The 17,124-nt window shown below is 67.3% G+C and carries 14 protein-coding genes; 5 read left to right on the top strand and 9 right to left on the bottom strand.

Going from position 1 to position 17,124, the window contains the following annotated elements:
- The first annotated feature begins 26 nt into the window (after window positions 1–26).
- From QF040_RS00800 to QF040_RS00785, 4 genes are read left to right on the top strand one after another with little or no spacing between them, the layout of a single operon-like run.
- Complete coding sequence (locus tag QF040_RS00800; protein ID WP_429609305.1) at window positions 27–1,823, top strand: ATP-binding cassette domain-containing protein; 1,797 nt, start codon at window positions 27–29, stop codon at window positions 1,821–1,823.
- Window positions 1,820–2,956, top strand: a complete 1,137-nt coding sequence (locus tag QF040_RS00795; RefSeq protein ID WP_429609303.1) for an ABC transporter permease — start codon at window positions 1,820–1,822, stop codon at window positions 2,954–2,956. The genes QF040_RS00800 and QF040_RS00795 overlap by 4 nt, the downstream gene beginning before the upstream one ends.
- Window positions 2,957–2,975: 19 nt before the next feature.
- Entirely contained in the window at window positions 2,976–4,094 is a 1,119-nt protein-coding gene (locus QF040_RS00790; protein WP_429609301.1) for an ABC transporter permease, read from the top strand.
- Between the two features lie 15 nt (window positions 4,095–4,109).
- A complete protein-coding gene (locus QF040_RS00785) occupies window positions 4,110–5,648 on the top strand; it encodes an efflux transporter outer membrane subunit (RefSeq protein WP_429609299.1) in 1,539 nt (512 codons plus the stop codon).
- Here the strand turns inward: QF040_RS00785 and QF040_RS00780 are convergent.
- Window positions 5,632–6,720: an ROK family protein gene (locus QF040_RS00780; protein ID WP_429609298.1), complete on the bottom strand. Its 1,089-nt coding sequence runs from the start codon at window positions 6,718–6,720 to the stop codon at window positions 5,632–5,634. The two genes, QF040_RS00785 and QF040_RS00780, sit on opposite strands and share 17 nt — an antisense overlap.
- A gap of 109 nt (window positions 6,721–6,829) precedes the next feature.
- Between QF040_RS00780 and QF040_RS00775 the strand changes: the two genes are divergently transcribed.
- On the top strand, window positions 6,830–8,386 hold the full coding sequence (locus QF040_RS00775) for a glycine betaine ABC transporter substrate-binding protein (RefSeq protein ID WP_429609296.1): 1,557 nt from the start codon (window positions 6,830–6,832) through the stop codon (window positions 8,384–8,386).
- Between the two features lie 89 nt (window positions 8,387–8,475).
- On the opposite strand, the gene QF040_RS00770 is transcribed toward QF040_RS00775, so the two are convergent.
- The 8 genes from QF040_RS00770 to QF040_RS00735 form a co-directional block, all read right to left on the bottom strand.
- Window positions 8,476–9,912, bottom strand: coding sequence for an aldehyde dehydrogenase family protein (locus QF040_RS00770; protein WP_429609295.1), 1,437 nt, complete (start codon window positions 9,910–9,912; stop codon window positions 8,476–8,478).
- A 54-nt stretch (window positions 9,913–9,966) separates the two neighbouring features.
- Complete coding sequence (locus QF040_RS00765; protein WP_429609292.1) at window positions 9,967–11,064, bottom strand: SMP-30/gluconolactonase/LRE family protein; 1,098 nt, start codon at window positions 11,062–11,064, stop codon at window positions 9,967–9,969.
- Between the two features lie 160 nt (window positions 11,065–11,224).
- Complete coding sequence (gene gudD, locus QF040_RS00760; RefSeq protein ID WP_429609290.1) at window positions 11,225–12,583, bottom strand: glucarate dehydratase; 1,359 nt, start codon at window positions 12,581–12,583, stop codon at window positions 11,225–11,227.
- Window positions 12,584–12,598: 15 nt separating this feature from the next.
- On the bottom strand, window positions 12,599–13,585 hold the full coding sequence (locus tag QF040_RS00755; RefSeq protein WP_429609288.1) for a Bug family tripartite tricarboxylate transporter substrate binding protein: 987 nt from the start codon (window positions 13,583–13,585) through the stop codon (window positions 12,599–12,601).
- Between the two features lie 12 nt (window positions 13,586–13,597).
- On the bottom strand, window positions 13,598–14,053 hold the full coding sequence (locus QF040_RS00750) for a nuclear transport factor 2 family protein (RefSeq protein WP_429609286.1): 456 nt from the start codon (window positions 14,051–14,053) through the stop codon (window positions 13,598–13,600).
- Window positions 14,054–14,116: 63 nt separating this feature from the next.
- Window positions 14,117–15,028, bottom strand: coding sequence for a 5-dehydro-4-deoxyglucarate dehydratase (kdgD, locus tag QF040_RS00745; RefSeq protein ID WP_429609285.1), 912 nt, complete (start codon window positions 15,026–15,028; stop codon window positions 14,117–14,119).
- Window positions 15,029–15,081: 53 nt separating this feature from the next.
- Window positions 15,082–16,071 (bottom strand): Bug family tripartite tricarboxylate transporter substrate binding protein, encoded by a 990-nt coding sequence (locus tag QF040_RS00740; RefSeq protein ID WP_429609284.1) that lies wholly within the window; start codon window positions 16,069–16,071, stop codon window positions 15,082–15,084.
- Between the two features lie 124 nt (window positions 16,072–16,195).
- Window positions 16,196–17,053, bottom strand: coding sequence for a FadR/GntR family transcriptional regulator (locus QF040_RS00735; RefSeq protein WP_429614590.1), 858 nt, complete (start codon window positions 17,051–17,053; stop codon window positions 16,196–16,198).
- Between the last annotated feature and the right edge of the window lie 71 nt (window positions 17,054–17,124).

Genomic DNA, 17,124 nt, shown 5'->3' with positions numbered 1-17,124 from the left:
GAGCAAAACCCACGGGAGGCTGCCGAATGCCTGACGGCCGACCGGCGGTTGCCGGACGCTCCCTGCACAAGCGCTTCACGCTCAAGTCGTCGAAGCAGCCGGTGCACGCGCTCGACGGTGTGTCGCTGGAAATACCCACGGGCACGCTCACGGCGCTGGTCGGGCCGGACGGCGCGGGCAAGACCACGCTGCTGCGCCTGATGGCCGGCCTCATGCGCGCCGACGAGGGCGAACTGCGCGTGCTCGGCATCGATGTTTCGGCCGACCCGCAGGCAGTGCAGGACCGCATCAGCTACATGCCGCAGCGCTTCGGCCTCTACGACGACCTGAGCGTGCAGGAGAACCTCGACCTCTACGCCGACCTGCACGGCGTTTCTAAAGACAAGCGCCGCGAGCGCTACGCCCGGCTGATGGAAATGACCGACCTCGGCCGCTTCACCGATCGCCCTGCGGGCAAGCTCTCGGGCGGCATGAAGCAGAAGCTCGGCCTCGCCTGCACGCTGGTGCGCTCGCCCGACCTGCTGCTGCTGGACGAGCCGACCGTCGGCGTCGATCCGCTCTCGCGGCGCGAACTCTGGCAGATCGTGCAGCAATTGGTGGACGGCGAAAAACTGTCGGTGATCGTGAGCACCGCCTACCTCGACGAGGCCGAGCGCTGCAGCCATGTGTTCGTGCTGCGCGAGGGCAAGCTGCTGGCGCAAGGCGCGCCGGCCGAGATTCGCGACCATGCGGAGGGCCTGTGCTTCATCGCAGCGCCGCCAGAGGGCGAACCGCCGCGCCTGATGCAGGCCCGCCTGCTTGATGCAGAGCAGGACATCGTCGATGCCGTGCCGCAAGGCGGCGAAGTGCACTTCATCCGTCGCAAGGACACGGACGATGCGGCGCTCGCCATGCTGCTGGCCGGCGCGCACGCGGAGCCGGTGCCGCCGCGGCTCGAGGACGGTTTCATGACGCTGCTGCGCACGCAGCAAGCATCCGCGCCAATCACCACCGCAGCAGCAACGGCGAACCGCGCCAAGGGCAACTCCGACGAAGTCGTCGAAGTGAAAGACCTCGTGCGCCGCTTCGGCGATTTCGTCGCCGTCGCGAGCACCAGCTTCTCGGTGCGGCGCGGCGAGATCTTCGGCCTGCTCGGCCCCAATGGCGCGGGCAAGACCACCACCTTCCGCATGCTCTGCGGCCTCTTGCCCGCGAGCGGCGGCCAGTTGCGCGTGGCCGGCGTGGACCTGCGCCATGCGCGCGCAGAGGCGCGCCAGCGCATCGGCTACGTCTCGCAGAAGTTCGCGCTCTACGGCAACCTCACGGTGCGCGAAAATCTCTCGTTCTTCGGCGGCGCCTACGGCCTGCGTGGGCAGCGGCTGAAAGCGCGCATGGACACGGTGCTGCGCCAGTTCGACCTCGAACGCGAACTCGACACACCCAGCGGCCAACTCCCCGGCGGCTACCGGCAGCGCCTCGCGATGGCCACCGGCCTCCTGCACGAGCCCGAGATACTGTTCCTCGACGAACCCACGAGCGGCGCCGATCCGCTCGCGCGCCGCGAGTTCTGGCGCCGCATCACCGCGCTGGCCGAAGGCGGCACCACCGTCGTCATCACCACGCACTTCATGGAAGAGGCCGAGTACTGCGATCGCATCGTCATCCAGGACGCCGGCAAGGTGCTTGCCATCGGCACGCCGCAAGAGGTGCGCACGCAGGCGCTGGACGGCGACGACAGCGACAAGCGCATCGACATGGAGCAGGCCTTCATCGGCATCGTCGAGAAGGCACGGCGCAAGGGCAAGGAAGCCCCAGCGAAGGAACCTGAAGGAGCCACGGCATGAGCGGCTTCTGGTCACGCCTCATCTCACTCACGCGCAAGGAATTTCGGCAACTGCTGCGCGACCGCAGCAATCTTGCGATCGGCATCCTGCTGCCGATGGTGCTGATCCTGATCTTCGGCTACGGCATGTCGCTCGACGTGAAGAACGCGCCGGTGGCCGTGGTGATGGAAGACGCCTCGCCGACCGCGCACGAAGCCATCACCGGCCTGCAGCTCTCGCCCACCATCGCGCCGGTGCTGCTCGGTTCGATGCACGACGCCGAGGAACTGATGCGCGAGCGCAAGGTCGACGGCATCGTGCGCGTCCCGAGCGACTTCTCGCGCGCGCTGGCCGCGGGCAACGCGCGCGTGCAACTGATCGTGCATGGCGCGGACGCAGGCCGCGCGACCATCATCCAGGCCTACGTGAGCGGCGCCCTCGCCCAGACGGCCGTGCGGCGGGCCGACCGCCTCGGCAGCACCTCGGGGGCCGACGCGCCGCCCGTGGGCAGCGTCACCGTCGAGCAGCGCATGTGGTTCAACGCCGCGAACACCAGCACCTGGTACCTGGTGCCGGGACTCATCGTTCTCATCATGACGCTGGTCGGCGCCTTCCTCACCGCGCTGGTGATGGCGCGCGAATGGGAGCGCGGCACGCTCGAGGCGCTGTTCGTCACGCCGGTGCGGCCGGTCGAGATCTTGCTGGCCAAGATCATTCCCTACTTCGGCGTCGGCATGCTGGGCCTGGCGCTGTGCCTGCTGGCCGCGCGATTCCTGTTCGCGGTGCCGATGTACGGCTCGCTGTTCGTGGTGGTGTTCAGCTCGATGCTCTACCTGATCGTGGCCGTGACCCTGGGCCTCGTCATCTCGTCGGTCACGCGCAACCAGTTCCTTGCGAGCCAGATCGCGCTGATCGCGACCTTCATGCCCTCGATGATGCTGTCGGGCTTTCTCTTCGACCTGCGCAACGTGCCCACGGCCGTGCGCGTCATCGGCCATGCACTGCCGGCCACCTACTTTATGGACCTGATCAAGACGCTTTTCCTCGCGGGCGACGTCTGGCCGCTCATATGGCGCAACTGCGCGATCCTGCTTTGCTATGCGATCGGGCTGTTGCTGATCGCACGCGCCGTCACGCGCAAGAGCCTCGACTGAGGCGCGAAGGAAAAGAACAATGATCGACTTCCTGCTGCGCATCGCCAATCTCTGCAAGAAGGAGCTGCTCGCGATCCTGAAAGACCCAGCGACGCGCACCATCCTCTTCGCGCCCGCGCTGCTGCAGAGCCTGATCTTCGGCTACGGCGCCACCTACGACCTGGCGAACGTGCCCTATGCGCTGCTCGACCAGAGCCGCACCGGCGCGGCAACAGAACTCATTGCGCGCCTGGACAGCACCGGCGTCTTCCAACGCGTGGCCACGCTGCGCACGCAGGCCGACATCCGCGAGGTGATCGACACCGAGAAGGCGCTGCTGGTGATCCAGATCGCGCCCGACTTCGAGCGGCAACTGAGCGCGGGGCAGCCCGCCGCCATCCAGCTGATCCTCGACGCGCGCAACTCCAACACCGCGGGTTCTGCGGCCGGCTACGTGAGCGCGGTGGTCGAGCGCTACAACGCCGAGCTGCGCACGCGCGCGGGCGCACCGCCCGCGCCGCTGGTCATCGAATCGCGCGCCTGGTTCAACCCGAACCTGGAGACGCGCTGGAACCTCCTGCCCGGCATGATCGCCGCGCTCAGCATGCTGCAGACGCTGCTGCTCACCGCGCTCTCGGTGGCACGCGAGCGCGAGCAAGGCACCTTCGACCAGTTGCTGGTGACGCCGATGTCGCCGCTCGAAATCATGATCGGCAAGGCGCTGCCGCCGGTGCTGGTCGGCCTTGCGCAGTCGTCGCTGATCCTTGTGGTGGCGCTCTTCTGGTTCGGCATTCCGATGGCGGGCTCGCTGGTCACGCTCTACACCGGACTCATCTTCTTCACCGTGGCGAGCGTGGGCATCGGCCTGTCGATCTCGGCCGTGTCGGCCAACATGCAGCAAGCCATGCTCTACACCTTCGTGCTGCTGATGCCGATGATGCTGCTGTCGGGCCTGACCACGCCGGTGCGCAACATGCCGCATGTGCTGCAGGTGATCACGATGGCCAATCCGCTGCGCTTCGCCATCGAGCTGATGCAGCGCGTGTACCTGGAAGGCGTCGGGTTGGGCACGGTCTGGCACAACCTGATTCCGCTTTCCATCATCGCGGTCGTCACGCTGCCGCTGGCGGCGTGGCTCTTTCGCAATCGTCTCGTCTGATAACGGGAGCACTTCATGCCTCTCACTTTTGATTTCACATGCAATGCGGTGGCCGCTGCCGCGCTTGCGCTTCTCATCGGCGGTTGCGCGGTGGGCCCCGACCACAAGCCCTTCGAACCGCGCACGCCTGCGGACTGGTCGAGCTGGCACGGCGGCTCGCCCGCGCTGCTCGGCAAGGAGCGCGGCGGTGCGCCTGTGACGGCCTCCATCGCGCCCGGCGACTGGAAGGCGTTCAACGACCCGGTGCTCGACCGGCTGCAGGCGATGGTGCTCGCCGCCAACCCCGACCTGCAGACCGCCGCGCTGCGCTTCGCGCAGAGCCGCGTGCAGCGCGCCACCACAGCCGCCCAGCGCGGCCCGCAGGTCAATGCCACTGCGGGCGTCACGCGGCAACGGCAAAGCGAGAGCGGCGCGGCCACGCGGATGATCGATGCGCTGGGCTCGTCGGTCACCAACAAGGACCAGCTGATCCGCACGCTCAGCGAGCCCTACAACCTCTACCAGGCCGGCTTCGATGCCTCGTGGGAAATCGACCTCTGGGGCCGCGTGCGGCGCGCCGTGGAGGCTGCCGACGCGGATGCGGCCGCGTCAGCCGCGATGCTGGAGCAAGCCAAGCTCAGCGTGCAGGCCGAGCTCGCGCGCACCTACTTCGAACTGCGCGGCACGCAGCGCGAACTGCGCATCGCGCGCGCCGACATTGCGGCCGCCGCCGAGTCGCTCGAACTCGTGCAGGCGCGCGCCGATGGCGGGCTCGTCACCGACCTCGACCCGGTGCGCCAGCGCACCCTGCTGGCCGAACTGCGCGCGCGCATTCCATCGCTGCTGCAGCAGGAGGCCGATGCGATGAACCGCATCACGCTGCTGATCGGCGCGCCACCCGGCAGATTGAACACGGAACTTGCGGACGCCGCCACCGACAGCGTGGGCGATGCGCCACCTTTGCCCGACCTCGCGCTCGGCCTCCCCGCCGACCTCGCGCGTCGCCGCCCCGACATCGCAGCCGCCGAAGCGCAACTGCACGCCGCCACCGCGCGCGTCGGCATGGCGGTGGCCGATCTCTATCCGCGCGTCACGCTGGGCGCGGGCTTTGGTTACGAGTCGGTCGGCAGCGAACGCTTCGGCGACTGGGGCAGCCGGCAATGGCATGTCGGCCCGTCGCTCAGCCTGCCGATCTTCGACAATGGCCGCCGCCGCAGCACTGTCGACCTGCGCGAGTTGCAGCAGCAGGAGGCGGCCGTCGCCTTCCAGCAGACGGTGCTCAAGGCCTGGCACGAGATCGATACCGCGCTCAACGCCTACAGCGCCGAGCGCCAGCGCCATGCCGAACTCGTCGAACGCGAACACCAGAGCCGCGATGCGCTCACGCTCGCGCATGCGCGCTACGCCAATGGCCTCACTGATTTCAGCGTCGAGCTCGACGCTCGGCGCGCCCTGCTGCAGGCGCGCCGCGACCAGGCGCAGAGCACGAGCCGGCTGTCGGTGAACCTGGTGGGCGTTTACAAGGCGCTCGCGGGCGGCGTGCCGCCGATGAAGGAACTCAGCGCCGGTTCGTGAAGCTCGCGTTGCCGAGCCCGGTGCCGATGGTCAGCACGCCCCAGTGCTGCACGTCACGCATGAAGGGCAGCTCGCTCAGGCCCTGCACCACCGCGTCGTTGTGCATCAGCACGAGCGTGGGGCCCGAGCCGATCATCGGCATGCGGCGCCACAGTGCGCTCGGCAGATGGAAGGCGTGGCTTTCCCAGTCGCCCGGCAAGTTCTGCGCGCCGCGCGCGATCGAGCCGTCGGGGCGTATGAGCCCGGGGCAGCCGATGCCGATGAAGGGCGCCAGCCGGATCTTCTTGCGCTCGCTGTAGCGCACCATGTCCTCCAGCATGTCGGCGATGTGCTCGACCATGTTGCTGCGGTTCGGCTCGTCGTCCGCATGGCGCCATTTCTCTCGCCGCACCACCTTCGCCAGCGAGAAGTCGCGCGCCTTGCGGTGGCGTGTCTTGACGATGCCGCAGCGCACGTTGGTGCCGCCGATGTCCACCGCGAGGATGGCGTCGTGCCCCTTGAGCATCTCGCGCGGCGCCAGGTGCACCCAGCCGATCAGGCCGCCGTCGTCCACGTTGTGCGAGAGGCGCCCGAGTTGCACATGGACGCCCAGGTCTTCGAGGATGGCCCCGGTCTGCAGAACCGCCCGCTCGCCCACATGGCTCTCCGGAAAGCCGCCGCCGACGACGATCCGCTGCACGTTGTGCCACGAGGGCTGGCGCAGGAAGCGCTGGATCACCGAGGCGAGTTCTTCCGAAAATTCCGAGACGGCCGCGTGCATCACGTAGCCGGCATCGAACTCCTTTTTCTCCTGCAGCGCGAGGTCGAGTTCGCGCTTGCTGAGATCGCGCGAGTGCTGCCCGCCGAGCGGGTCCTTGCCCTTCTTGCGGCTGCGCTTGCGCCAGCGTTCGAGCAGTTCCCTGAAGGCCGTCTGGCTGGCCTGGTCGCCGACGAAGCCGTCCTTGTCGCGCAGCTGGAGGCTGTAGCCCTCGACCGTCAAACCGGGCAACTCGCGCAGTCCGTGAACGTCGGGGCCGGGCAGGTTCTCTTTCGAGGTGCGGGTCGATTTCTTCTTGGCGGTCTTGGGCTTCATGGCATTCACTATGGCCCGCGCGCGCCCTGGCATGCATCGGCTCCGCACACCACGGCGTGTAGGAGAGCGGCGGGTACGCCGAACGAGGTGTTCTCTATACACTGCCCCGATGCTGCACCTGCCCCGCCGCCTCTGGCGCGCCGCCCTGTTGTTCTCGATGGCCTGGATGGCCGCGGTCTCCGGCCCCGCACAGGCCGCGGACGAGGCGCTGCGCGTCGGCTCCAAGCGCTTCACCGAGTCGTACATCCTCGCCGAGCTGCTCGCGCAGATGGCCGCGCCGCACACCACGTCGCCGCCCATCGTGCGGCAGGGGCTGGGCAACACGGCCATCGTCTACGAAGCGCTGCGCTCGGGCGCCATCGATCTCTATGCCGAGTACACCGGCACCATCGCGCTCGAAATCCTCAAGGGCTCGCCCGCGGACACGCGCGAGGCGATGAACGCGGCGCTCGCGCCGATGGGCTTGGGCGTGGCGATTCCGCTGGGCTTCAACGACGGCTATGCGCTGGCCGTGCGTGCCGCCGATGCGGAGCGGCTCGGACTGCGCACGCTGAGCGATCTTGCGAAGCACACCGAACTCAAGCTCGGCCTCTCGAACGAATTCCTCGGCCGCGCCGACGGCTGGAAGGGCCTGGCCGCGCGCTACGGCTTCACGCAGACGCCGACCGGCCTCGACCATGGCTTGGCGTATGAAGCGGTGGCGGCCAAGCAGATCGATGCAATCGACATCTACACCACCGACGCGAAGATCGACCACCTGGGCCTTCGCGTGCTGGAGGACGACCGGAAGTACTTCCCACGCTACGACGCGGTGGTGCTTTACAAGCTCGATCTGCCCACGAGGCTGCCGAAAGCATGGGCCGCGCTGCAGACGCTCGAAGGCAAGGTCGACGAGCACGCGATGATCGCGATGAACGCGCGCGCCGAACTGCAGAGCGTGCCCTTCGACGTGATCGCGCGCGACTTCATCGCCAGCACCGGCAAGACAGGTGTGGCGCCCGCACAGGACACCCGCCGCGGTTTCACCGCCAAGCTCTTCGGCCCCGACCTCTGGAAACTCGCGCGCCAGCATCTGCTGCTGGTTGCGGTGTCGGTGGGCATCGCGATCCTGATCGGCGTGCCGATTGCGATCCTCGTGTTCTCGCATGTGCGGTTGCGCGCCGTGGTGCTCGGCATCGCGAGCCTGATGCAGACGGTGCCGTCGCTGGCGCTGCTGGCGGTGCTGATCTCGATGCTCGGCGCGATCGGTGCGCTGCCGGCTTTGATCGCGCTCACGCTCTACTCGCTGCTGCCGATCATGCGCAACACGGTGACGGGTCTGGCCGAAGTGCCGAACGGGCTGCGGCTCGCGGGCACCGCGCTCGGCATGACGCCGCCGCAGAGCCTTCAGCTTGTGCTGCTGCCGCTGGCGTTGCCCACGCTCCTGGCGGGGGTGCGGACGGCCACTGCGATCGCCATCGGTACGGCGACGATTGCGGCATTCATCGGCGCAGGTGGATTCGGCGAGCGCATCGTGACCGGCCTCGCACTGAATGACCGCGAACTGCTGCTGGCTGGCGCGCTGCCGGCCGCGGCGATGGCGCTGATCAGCGAAGGGATCTTCGAACTGATCGAGTGGACGATGCGCCGTCGCCGACGCGCACCGCCATCTTCGCTTCCGCCATGAGGCAGTCGCGCCGCCCCTAGCCGTTCACGCTGAGCCTGCCGAAGCGCCGCGCGAGGCTTCGACAGGCTCAGCCCGAACGGTTTTGCGGATCAGGCCAGCGTGTACGCCGTCTTCACCGTGGTGAAGAACTCCTGCGCGTACTTGCCCTGCTCGCGCGGGCCGTAGCTCGAACCCTTGCGGCCGCCGAACGGCACGTGATAGTCCACACCAGCCGTCGGCAGGTTGACCATCACCATGCCGGCCTGGCTGTGGCGCTTGAAGTGTGTCGCGTACTTGAGCGACGTGGTCGCGATGCCTGCCGAGAGGCCGAACTCGGTGTCGTTGGCCGTGGCCAGCGCTTCTTCGTAGTTCTTCACGCGGATCACGCTTGCGACCGGGCCGAAGATTTCTTCCTTGTTGATGCGCATCGTCGCGGCCGATTCGCTGAAGAGCGCGGGCGACATGTAGTAGCCGTCGGTCTCCAGCTTCAAGAGTTCGCCGCCGGCTGCCAGCGTGGCGCCTTCGCCCTTGCCGATGGCGATGTATTCCATGTCCTGGTTGAGCTGCGACTTCGAGGAGACCGGGCCCACGTCGGTGCCCTGCGCGAGCGCGTCGCCGACCTTGATCTTGGCCATGCGCGCCTTCATCGCCTCGATGAACTTCGGGTAGATGCCTTCGGTCACGATGAGGCGGCTCGATGCGGTGCAGCGCTGGCCGGTCGAGTAGAACGCGCTCTGCACGCTGAGCTCCACCGCCTGTGCGAGGTCGGCGTCGTCGAGGACGATTTGCGGGTTCTTGCCGCCCATCTCGAGCTGCACCTTCTTGTGGTTGGTGACGCACTGGATCGCGATGTTGCGGCCCACGCCCACCGAGCCGGTGAAGCTGATCGCATGGATTCCGGGGTGGCTGACGAGCGCCTCGCCGATCACGCTGCCGCGGCCCATCACGAGGTTGAACACGCCCGCCGGAATGCCCGAGCGGCTGATGATTTCAGACAGGGCCCAGGCGCTGCCCGGCACGAGGTCCGCGGGCTTCAGCACCACGCAGTTGCCGAAGGCCAGCGCGGGCGCGATCTTCCAGGCGGGAATGGCAATGGGAAAGTTCCACGGCGTGATGAGGCCGACCACGCCGACCGGCTCGCGGGTGATTTCCACGCCGATGTTCGGGCGCACCGAAGGCAGCAGCTCGCCCGAGAGGCGCAGGCACTCGCCCGCGAAGAACTTGAAGATCTGGCCCGCGCGCGTGGCCTCGCCGATGCCTTCGGCCTTGGTCTTGCCCTCTTCGCGCGCGAGCAGCGTGCCGAGCTCTTCCTTGCGCGCGAGGATTTCGGTGCCGATCTTGTCGAGCGCGTCCGAGCGTGCCTGGATGCTGCCCGTGGCCCATGCGGGGAAGGCGGCGGTGGCGGCTGCCACGGCGGCATCGACATGCGCCGCATCGCCCTGCGTGTACTGGCCCAGCACGTCGGCCAGGTTGCTGGGGTTGACGTTGGGGCTGTAGCTCTTGCCAGCCAGCCATTCGCCATTGATGAGGTTGTTGAATTCAGTCATCGTCGATGTCCTTTGTTTGTCTGTTGCGGTGATGGTTTTTCTGAAGTCCGGCGGCTAGGTGGCGCCTTCGGACTCCACGTAGAGGGCGTACAGCGAATGGCTGGCCGCCATGTAGAGGCGATTGTTCTTCGGGCCACCGAACGTGAGGTTAGCGCAGCGTTCGGGCAGGCGGATGAAACCGATGGGCAAGCCTCGCGAATTGAAGATCTTGACGCCATCGAGGTCTTCGGACTTCGCAAGCGGCTGATAGACCTTCATGCCGTTGCCGGCATCGGTGGGCTCGGACGCCAACGCGCCGTTCCAGCCCCAGCCCATCCAGATATTGCCGTCGCGGTCGACACGAAAACCGTCGAGCGCGGCCGCGCCCACGCCGTCGATCAGCTTGGCCTTGTTCGACACGCTGCCGTCGGCCGCCACGTCGTAGCTCCAGAGGCTGCGGTTGGGCGTGCCCTTCCATTCGATGACGTAGAGCTTTTTCTCGTCCGGCGAGAAGGCCAGGCCGTTCGGGTTCACCAGGTCGGTGATCACCGCCGAGAGCTGGCCGTCGGGCGTGAGCCGGTACACGTTGGTCGTCGCCTGCTCGGGCGTGGCCCGGTCGCCTTCCCAGGTGCCCGAGATGCCGAAGAGCGGATCGGTGAACCACACGGTGTCGTCCGACTTCACCACCACGTCGTTCGGCGCATTCAGCCGCTTGCCCTGGAAGCGGTCGGCCAGCACGGTCATGCGTCCGTCGTGCTCGGTGCGCACCACGCGCCGCGTCAGCGAATGCTCGCAACTGATCAGGCGTCCCTGGCGGTCGCGCGTATTGCCGTTGCAGTGATTGACGTTCGACTTGTGGACCTTGAACTCGCCGGTCTTTTCCTCGTAGCGCATCAGCCGGTTGTTCGGGATGTCGCTGCAGATCAGCCAGCCTTCGCGCGGCATGTACACAGGACCTTCGGCCCAGCGCATGCCCGTGCCGACCTGCTCGAGCGTGCTGCTGTAGAGGCGGTACTTGGCGAAGCTCGGGTCGAGGATCAGCACTGCCGGGTCGGGGTAGCGCTGCTGCGGCTTGTAGGGAAACGATTGGGCGCCCGCGGCGGCAGCCACCGCGCCGAGTGCCGAGCCGGCGGCCGCCTGGAGCAGGCGGCGGCGATCCATGTGGTTGTTCATGCAGTCTCCTTGACGATGTCTGTGCTTGCGGCGCGGGGTCGCATCCGTTCACGCTGGGCCACATCCGTTCACGCTGGGCCACATCCGTTCACGCTGAGCTTGTCGAAGCGCCGCGCGAGGCTTCGACAGGCTCAGCCCGAACGGTTGTCGTGAATCCGTTTCAGCGGACCATGCAGGGCCGCTTGTTGTCGAAGGTCCAGCCGGGAATCAGGTACTGCATCGCCTGCGCGTCGTTGCGCGCGCCCAGGCCGTGCTTCAGGTAGAGCTGGTGCGCCTTCTCGACTTCGGCCATGTCGAGTTCGATGCCGAGGCCACCGCGCGTCGGCACCTTCACGAAGCCCTCTTCGATCTGCAGCGGCGCCTTCGTCAGGCGCTGGCCGTCCTGCCAGATCCAGTGCGTGTCGATGGCCGTCACCTTGCCGGGTGCGGCAGCGGCCACGTGCGTGAACATCGCGAGCGACACGTCGAAGTGGTTGTTCGAATGCGAGCCCCATGTGAGGCCCCAGGCCTGGCACAGCTGCGCCACGCGCACCGAGCCCTGCATGGTCCAGAAGTGCGGATCGGCCAGCGGAATGTCGACCGACTGCAGCGAGAGGCTGTGCACCATCTCGCGCCAGTCGGTGGCGACCATGTTGGTCGCCGTCGGCAAGCCGGTGGCGCGGCGGAACTCGGCCATCACTTCGCGGCCCGAGAACACGCCTTCGGCGCCGCACGGGTCTTCGGCATAGGCCATCACGCCGTGCAGGTCACGGCACAGGCGGATCGCGTCGGCCAGCAGCCAGCCACCGTTCGGGTCGAGCGTGACGCGCGCCTTCGGAAAGCGCTCGTGCAGCGCGCGGATCGCTTCGACTTCTTCCTCGCCGCGCAGCACGCCGCCCTTCAGCTTGAAGTCGGTGAAGCCGTAGCGCGCGTGCGTGGCTTCGGCCAGGCGCACGATGGATTCGGGCGTCATCGCCTCTTCATGGCGAAGACGGAACCAGTCGTTGTCCGCGCCCGGATCGGTCTCGTACGCCAGGTCGGTCTTCGTGCGGTCGCCCACGTAGAAGAGATAGCCGAGCATCTGCACCGCGTCACGCTGCTGGCCTTCGCCGAGCAGGGCCGCAACGGGCACTTCGAGGAACTGGCCGAGCAGGTCGAGCAGCGCGGCCTCGACGGCGGTGACCGCATGGATGGTCACGCGCAGGTCGAAGGTCTGCTGGCCGCGGCCGCCGCTGTCGCGACCGGCGAAGGCGCTGCGCAAGCTGTTGAGCACCGCGTTGTGGCGGCCGATGGGCTGGCCGACGATGAGATCGCGCGCGTCTTCGAGCGTCTGGCGGATCTTCTCGCCGCCCGGCACTTCGCCCACGCCGGTGTGCCCGGCGCTGTCGGTGAGGATCAGCAGGTTGCGCGTGAAGAACGGGCCGTGCGCGCCGCTCAGGTTCATCAGCATGCTGTCGTGGCCCGCGACGGGCACCACGCGCATGCCGGTGACGACGGGCGCGCCCGACACGACTTTGGAAACGGATTCAGGACTTGTCATCTTCGGGCTGGAGCCTCAGTCGGCGGTGATGTGGCGGGTATCGATGAGCGTCTTCCATCGCGCCCATTCGCGCAACTGGAAGGCGGTGAAGTCTTCGGGCGTGCTCGCGACGATTTCGAGGCCCTGGTCGAGCATGCGCTTCTTCGTCTCGGGGTCCTGCATCGCGGCGATGACCGCATCGCTCAGCTTTTTCTTGAGCGCAGGCGGCAGGCCCTTCGGCGCGGCCATGCCCTGCCACGAATAGACCTCCGCGCCCTTCACGCCGGCCTCGGCCAGCGTGGGCACGTCAGGCAGAACGGGCGAGCGCTTGTCGCCGGTGACGGCAATCGCGCGCAGCTTGCCCGCGCGGATGTGAGGCAGCACGGCATTCACGTTCTGGAACGAGAAGTCGACCTGGTTGCCCAAGAGGTCGTTCACCGCCGGCGCGCCGCCCTTGTAGGGCACGTGCACGCCTTCGGTCTTGGTCTGCTGCCAGAAGAGTTCGGCCGACAGGTGATCGGACGAGCCGTTGCCCGAGCTCGCGAACGAGACCTTGCCCGGCGTCTTGCGCAGGAGCGCGAGCACGTCGGCCACAGTGTGCTCGGGCCGCGCGACATTCGCGACGAGCACGTTGGGCGCCTGGACCGGCACGCTGATGTAGTCGAAGTCTTTGGTCGCGTCGTAGGGAACGCTCTTCTGCAGGTGCGGCGTGACGACGAAGGCGCCGAGCGACGACACCAGCAGCGTGTAGCCGTCAGGCAGTGCGCGCTTGACGAAGCCCGTGCCGATGGTGCCCGTGGCGCCCGGGCGGTTGTCGACGACGAAGCTGCCGCCGAGCCTGGTCTGCAGTTGCAGCGCCAGTGCACGCGCCACCATGTCGGTGGAGCCGCCGGCGGGGAACGGCACGATGATGGTCACGGGTTTCTGCTGCGGCCATGCGTCGGCTTGCGCCGAGGCATGCAGGGGCAGCATCGCGGTGGCGGCGAGCACGAGGCCCGCCACAAGAAGCGCTCGTCTCTGCATCCGTGCTTCCGATCAGGAAGGAAGGCGAACAGCCTGGCGCGCGAGCAGCTTCCAGTTGCCGCCCTGCTTCTGCCAGACACCGAGGATCTTCAGCGCGACCTTGCCGGGCTTGCCCGAATCGTTGGTGTCGGCCGCGAGCGAGTGGCGCACGATGGCCGTGTTGGCATCGACCACCTTGATGGTCTGCTCGGTGATCGTGATGGTCACGAAGTCCGATTTGCCGTCGAGGAGGTCGCTGATGAAGCTGGCCTTGGTGTCGACCTTGCCGCCCGAGTGGCCGTAGCTCAGGTCGTCGGCCACCAGCGCGCCGAGCGCGGCGGCGGTCGGGTCGACCATGGCGATGCGCAGGCGCTCGGCGGCCGCGGCCACCGACGCCTGGTCCGACGCGCTACCGCCCGCGGGCATCATGGCGCAGCCGGTGAACACGACGGCCGAAGCGGCGATGAGGAAGAGTTTCTTGATGAGCATGTCGTTATCTCCTGTTGTTGTGAATTGGTGTCGTCGACGGCAAAGCGAAACTTCCGAGGCTTCTTACTGCGGGCCGAGCGTGGCGATCAGCGCCTTCAGCTCTTCCATCTCGCCCGGCTTCAGGTCGGTGAGCGGCGCGCGCACCGGGCCCGCGTCGTGGCCGACGATCTTGGCGCCGGCCTTGACGATGCTCACTGCGTAGCCCGGCGTGCGGTTGCGCAGCTCGAGGTAGGGCATGAAGAAGTTCTTCAGCAGGCGGTGCTGCGTGGGAAGGTCGTCGTTGGCGACCGCGTGATAGAAGTCCATCGCCGTCTTGGGGATGAAGTTGAAGACGGCCGACGAGTACACCGGCGTGCCCATGGCCTTGTAGGCCGCGGCATAGACCTCGGCGGTCGGCAGGCCGCCGAGGTACGCGAAGCGGTCGCCCATCTTCTGGTAGATCGCGACCATCGCCTCGATGTCCCCCACGCCGTCCTTGAAGCCGACGAGGTTCGGGTTGCGTTCGGCCAGGCCCGCGAGCGTGTCGGGCTTCAGGCGGCTCGACGCGCGGTTGTAGACGATCACGCCGAACTTCACGCTCTTGCACACGGCCTCGACGTGCGCGGCCAGGCCTTCCTGGCCGGCTTCGGTGAGATAGTGCGGCAGCAGCAGGATGCCGTGCGCGCCGGCCTTCTCGGCGGCTTGCGCGCACTGGATGGCAAAGCGCGTCGGGCCGCCGGCGCCGGCAATGATCGGCACCACGCCGCGGCAGGTGTCGACGGCCGTCTGGATGATGCCGGGGTACTCGTCGCCGGTCAGCGAGAAGAACTCGCCCGTGCCGCCCGCAGCGAACAGCGCGCTGGCACCGTACGGCGCCAGCCATTCGAGGCGCTCGACGTAGCCCTTCTTGTTGAAGTCGCCGTTGCTGTCGAAGTCGGTCAACGGGAACGAGAGCAGGCCGGAGCCCATGATGGTCTTGAGTTCTTGCGGGTTCATCGGGAAGAGTCCAGTGAAGATTGGGATGAGGAAAAGAGAGAGTGGATGGCCGGTCAGTCGAGCTTGACGTTGGCTTCCTTGATGACTTGCGCCCAGCGCGCGCGCTCCTTGGCGAAGAACTGGTCCTGCTCGGCGGCGGTCATGGTGACCACCTCGGCGCCCTGCCCTGCCAGGCGGGCACGGATGTCGGGGGTGCGGATGATGCGGACCAGTTCCTTGTTGAACCGGGCGACCACCGCATCGGGCGTGCCGCGCGCGGCGACCACACCCTGCCAGGTGCCCGACTCGTAGCCGGGCACGCCCTGCTCCGAGATGGTCGGCACGTTGCCGATCAACGGCATGCGGGTGGGCTTGGACACCGCGATCAGCTTGAGCTTGCCGCTCTGCACATGCGGGTAGGTGGCGAGCATGCCGTTCATCAGCACCTGCGTCTGGCCGGCGACGGTGTCGAGCACGGCCTGCACGCCACCCTTGTAGGGCACGTATTCCCACTTGGCGCCGCTCTTGCGCTGCAGCTCGACGCCTGCCAGGTGCGCGGTGCTGCCGCTGGCGGTCACGGCGAAGTTGAAATCGCTCTTCTTCGACAGTTCGACCAGTTCCTTCAGCGTATTGGCCTGCACCGAGGGATGCACCACCAAAAGGTGCGGCGAGTAGGCCAGCATGGCCACGCTGCGCAGGTCCTTGGTCGGGTCGAACGGAAGCTTGGGGTACAGCGACGGGCTGATGGCCAGCGCGCCGAGGTCGCACAACATGAGCGTGTGGCCGTCGGCCGGGGCCTTGGCGAGCATGTCGGCACCCAGGTTGCCGTTGGCGCCCGCGCGGTTCTCGATCACCACGGGCTGGCCCAGCGCGTCCGAGAGCGGCTGGCTGATCGAGCGCGCAATGATGTCGGACGAGCCGCCCGGCGGATACGGAACGATGAGCCGGATCGGCTTGGAAGGCCAGTTGCCGCCGCCGCTCTGCGCAAAGGTGCGCGCCGGCAGGCTGGCGGCCAGGGTCGTGGCGAGGGCGGCGCCCAGTGCGCCGCGTCGATTGATGGTCATGCGGATGCCTCCAGTTGTTCGATGTGTGCCATGGCTTCGCCCGAGATCAGAGCGTGAGATCAGTCATCGTACAACTACAAAAACAAGTTGTCCAGACTCGGACCCAAAAAATTCAGCGAAGGGGTTAGTTGTCGGACGAAGCGGCGTCGCCGACGCCCTTGCCTGCCGCGCCCGCACCTTCGGCTTTCGCCTTCTGCTGCTGCGCGGCCTCTTGCGCCATGCGCAGGCGCTCGCGGCTGTTGGTCAAATGAATGCGCATGGCGGCGCGGGCCGACTCGGGATCGCGGCGCGCGATGGCCGCATAGATTTCTTCGTGCTCGCGATTGACGCGGCTCAGGTACGCGCCGCCATCCTGGATGCGGATGGCGCTGATGCGCGTGCGCGGGATGATCGTGGTGCCCAGGTGCCGCATGATGTCGGCGAAATACGGGTTGCCGGTCGACTGCGCGATCTGCAGGTGAAAGCGGAAATCGGGCGCGACGGTGTCGCCGGCGATCGTCACGTTGTGTTCGAAATCGTCGAGCGCCTGGCGCATGGCGACCAGTTGCTCCTCGGTGCGCCGGCTCGCGGCGAGCCCGGCGGATTCCGTCTCGAGGCTGATGCGCAGCTCCAGCACGGCCAGCACGTCGACCGAAGCGGCAATTTCGCCCGGATCGAGACGAAACACCCCACCCGGCCGCGGCTGCAGAACGAAAGTGCCGACGCCGTGCAGCGTTTCGACCAGCCCGCCCGCCTGCAATTTGGAGAGCGCCTCGCGCACCACGGTGCGGCTGACACCGTAGGCCTGCATGATGGCCGACTCGGTCGGGAGCTTGTCGCCCGGGCGCAGCGACTGGCTGCGGATTTTCTCGCCCAGGTCTTCCACCAGCCCGTGCGCCAGACCGCGGGCACGCTGGCGCGGCCGCCCCACGAAGGGGGCGCCACCGGCGACTTCCGTCGCCGCATCGGTTACCAAGGGATTACCCGCAGTCGTCTGGACCATGGCCACGATAATAATCTCCAATTAGTTGTACGACAACAGATAACTCATCACCTGGACTGCTCTGACGGCCG

The organism is Variovorax sp. W2I14 (assembly GCF_050435205.1).
Classification (GTDB): Bacteria; Pseudomonadota; Gammaproteobacteria; order Burkholderiales; family Burkholderiaceae_C; genus Variovorax; species Variovorax paradoxus_C.
Note: the sequence above shows the minus strand (reverse complement) of the source record. Positions and strands in the feature narration are given on the sequence as shown.